We start from the raw sequence: 2,950 nt of genomic DNA, 5'->3' as shown, positions 1-2,950 counted from the left end.
CCGACTACATGCACCCCACCCACTACATCCCCCTCACCCACCTCCCCCTCACCCCCAACGGAAAACTCGACCGCAACGCACTCCCCACACCCGTCGAAGCCGAGGGTGTGGTGTCCCGGGCGCCGCGCGATGCCCGTGAGGAGATACTCGTCGGGATCCTGGCCGATGTGTTGGGGCGCTCCGCGGTGGGCGTCCGCGACGACTTCTTCGCGCTCGGCGGGCATTCGCTGCTGGCGGCGCGGGTGGCCGGTCGGATCCGGGAAGCGTTCGGCGTGGACTGCGGGATCCGGGACGTGTTCGAGCTACGGACGGTCGAGGCCCTCGCGGTCCGGCTGGCCGAGCGGACGTTCGGCCCGGTCAGGCCCGCGCCGGCCGCGTCCGAGCGGGGCGAGCACCCCGGGCTCTCCTTCGCCCAGCATCGGCTGTGGCTGCTGGACAACGTGCGGGGAGCGTCCACGACGTACAACGTGCCGGTGGCCGTGCGCCTCGACGGTCCGGTCGACCCGGTGGCGCTGCGTGCGGCGGTCGCCGACGTGGTGGCCCGGCACGAGGTGCTGCGCACCGTGATCGGCGAGCACGACGGTGAGCCGTACCAGCGGGTCCTCGCACCGTCCGAGGTGTCGGTGGCGGTGGCGGTGCGGGAGGTCTCGGCGGACCGGCTCGCGGACGAGACGGTCCTGGCCGGCAGCCATGTCTTCGACCTGGCCTCCGAGGCTCCGATCAGGGTGAACCTGCTGCGGACCGCGCCCGACCGGCACGTCCTGGTGGTGTTGCTGCACCACATCGCCACCGACGAGGGCTCGACCGCCCCGCTGTTGGCCGATCTGGACCTGGCCTACACGGCGCGACGGGAGGGCCGTGCACCGGAGTTCGCTCCGTTGCCGGTGCAGTACGCGGACTACGCGCTGTGGCAGCGGGAGTTGCTGGGCGAGGCCTCCGACGCGGAGTCCGTGGCGGCGGCCCAGGCCGCGTACTGGCGTGACGCCCTGGCCGGCATCCCGGCGGAGCTGGCGTTGCCCGCGGACCGCGCGCGTCCGGCGGAGCCCTCGTACGAGGGCGGCGTGGTGACCTTCGAGGTTCCGCAGGAGACGGCGGCCGGTCTCTCCCGGATCGCCCGGGAGAGCGGGGCCACGCTGTTCATGGTGGCGCACGCGGCGGTGGCGACGCTGCTGCACCGGCTCGGCGCGGGTGACGACATCCCGCTGGGCAGCCCCGTGTCGGCGCGTGAGGGCGCGGAGTTGGAGGGGCTGGTCGGCTTCTTCCTGAACACGCTGGTCCTGCGGGCGGACCTGTCCGGGGATCCGACCTTCACCGAACTGGTCGCCCGGGTGCGGGACACCGGCCTGGCCGCGTTCGCGCACGCCGATCTGCCGTTGGAGGCCGTGGTCGAGGCGGTGGACCCGGAGCGCTCGCGTTCGCGCAACCCGCTGTTCCAGACGATGGTGACCTTCCACTCCGTGGACGGCTCGGTGCCGGAGCTGTTCGGTCTGCCCGCCGAGGAACTCGTCGTGGAGACGGGTGGCGCGAAGTTCGACCTGGAGGTCGCCTTCGGCACCGTCCGCGACGGAGCCGGGGTCGAGGACGGCGGGATCGAGGACGGTGGGGTCGAGAACGGCGGGATCGACGGCGCCGGGATCGAGGGCGGCATCCGCTTCGCCACGGATCTCTTCGACGAGGGGACGGTCCGGACCCTGGCCGATCGGCTCGTGCGGCTCCTGACCGCCGTGGTCGAGAACCCGACAGCGCCCGTATCGGCGATCGAGGTGATGGACCCGGCCGAGCGGGAGCGGGTACTCACCCACTGGAACGACACCTCCCACCCTGTCCCGTCCCTCACCCTCGATGCCCTGGTCGCCGCCGGTGCCCGAGACCTTGACGCCACGGCCCTCGTCTTCGAGGGTGTCGAGCTCACCCGAGCCGACTTCGAGGACCGCGTCAACCGCCTCGCCCGACTCCTGATCACCCACGGCGTCGGCCCCGAGAAGGTCGTCGGCGTCGCCCTCCCCCGCTCCTTCGACCTGGTCATCGCCCTGCACGCCGTCATCCGCGCCGGCGGCGCCTACCTCCCGCTCGACACCACCCTCCCCACCGACCGCCTCACCCACATGATCGAAACCGCCGCCCCGGTCCTGATGGTTACCGACATCCTGTCGGCAACCTCGCTTCCGGAGGTGTCGGGCATCCCGGTGCTGTCGCTCGACGGGCCCGAGGTCCGTGGGCTTCTCGCGCGGGAGTCGGCGGGGGTCGTCACCGATGCGGACCGCTCGGCGGTGCTGCTGCCGCGCCACCCCGCCTACGTCATCTTCACCTCGGGATCCACCGGCCGCCCCAAGGGCGTCATGGTCGAACACCAGGCCATCGTCAACCGCCTCCAGTGGATGCAGGGCGCCTACCGACTCGCCACAGGTGACCGCGTACTACAGAAGACACCCGCCGGATTCGACGTCTCCGTCTGGGAGTTCTTCTGGCCCCTCGCCGAAGCCACCCCTCTCGTCATCGCCCGCCCCGAAGGCCACAAGGACCCCGACTACCTCGCCGCCCTCATCCGCGAACAGCGCGTCACCGTCCTGCACTTCGTCCCCTCCATGCTCGCCGCGTTCCTCGCCGATACCGAGATCACCACCTGCCCCACCCTGCGACTCGTCGTCTGCAGCGGCGAAGCCCTCCCCACCGACCTCACCACCCGCTTCCACACCTCGGCCGGAACCTCCGAGGTCGCCTTGGAGAACCTCTACGGCCCCACCGAGGCGGCCGTCGACGTGACCGCCGGTTCCTGCACGGCGGAGGCCGTCGCCGAGGGCCGTGCCTCCGCCTCGATCGGCAGCCCGGTGTGGAACACGCAGGTGTACGTACTCGACCACCACCTGCGACCCGTACCCCCCGGCGTACCCGGCGAACTCCACCTCGCCGGCACCCAACTCGCCCGCGGATACACCAACCAACCCTCACT

1 protein-coding gene is annotated in these 2,950 nt (G+C 71.7%); it reads left to right on the top strand.

Features of this window, described 5'->3' with window-relative positions:
- Nucleotides 1–2,950 (top strand): AMP-binding protein (locus ACFYW3_RS39120; protein WP_389389049.1); only part of this gene is annotated, 2,950 nt, incomplete at both ends.

This window comes from Streptomyces sp. NPDC002602, assembly GCF_042889445.1.
Lineage (GTDB): Bacteria > Actinomycetota > Actinomycetes > Streptomycetales > Streptomycetaceae > Streptomyces.
The sequence above is the reverse complement of the archived record's forward strand: the minus strand, read 5'-3'. Positions and strand labels throughout refer to the sequence as shown.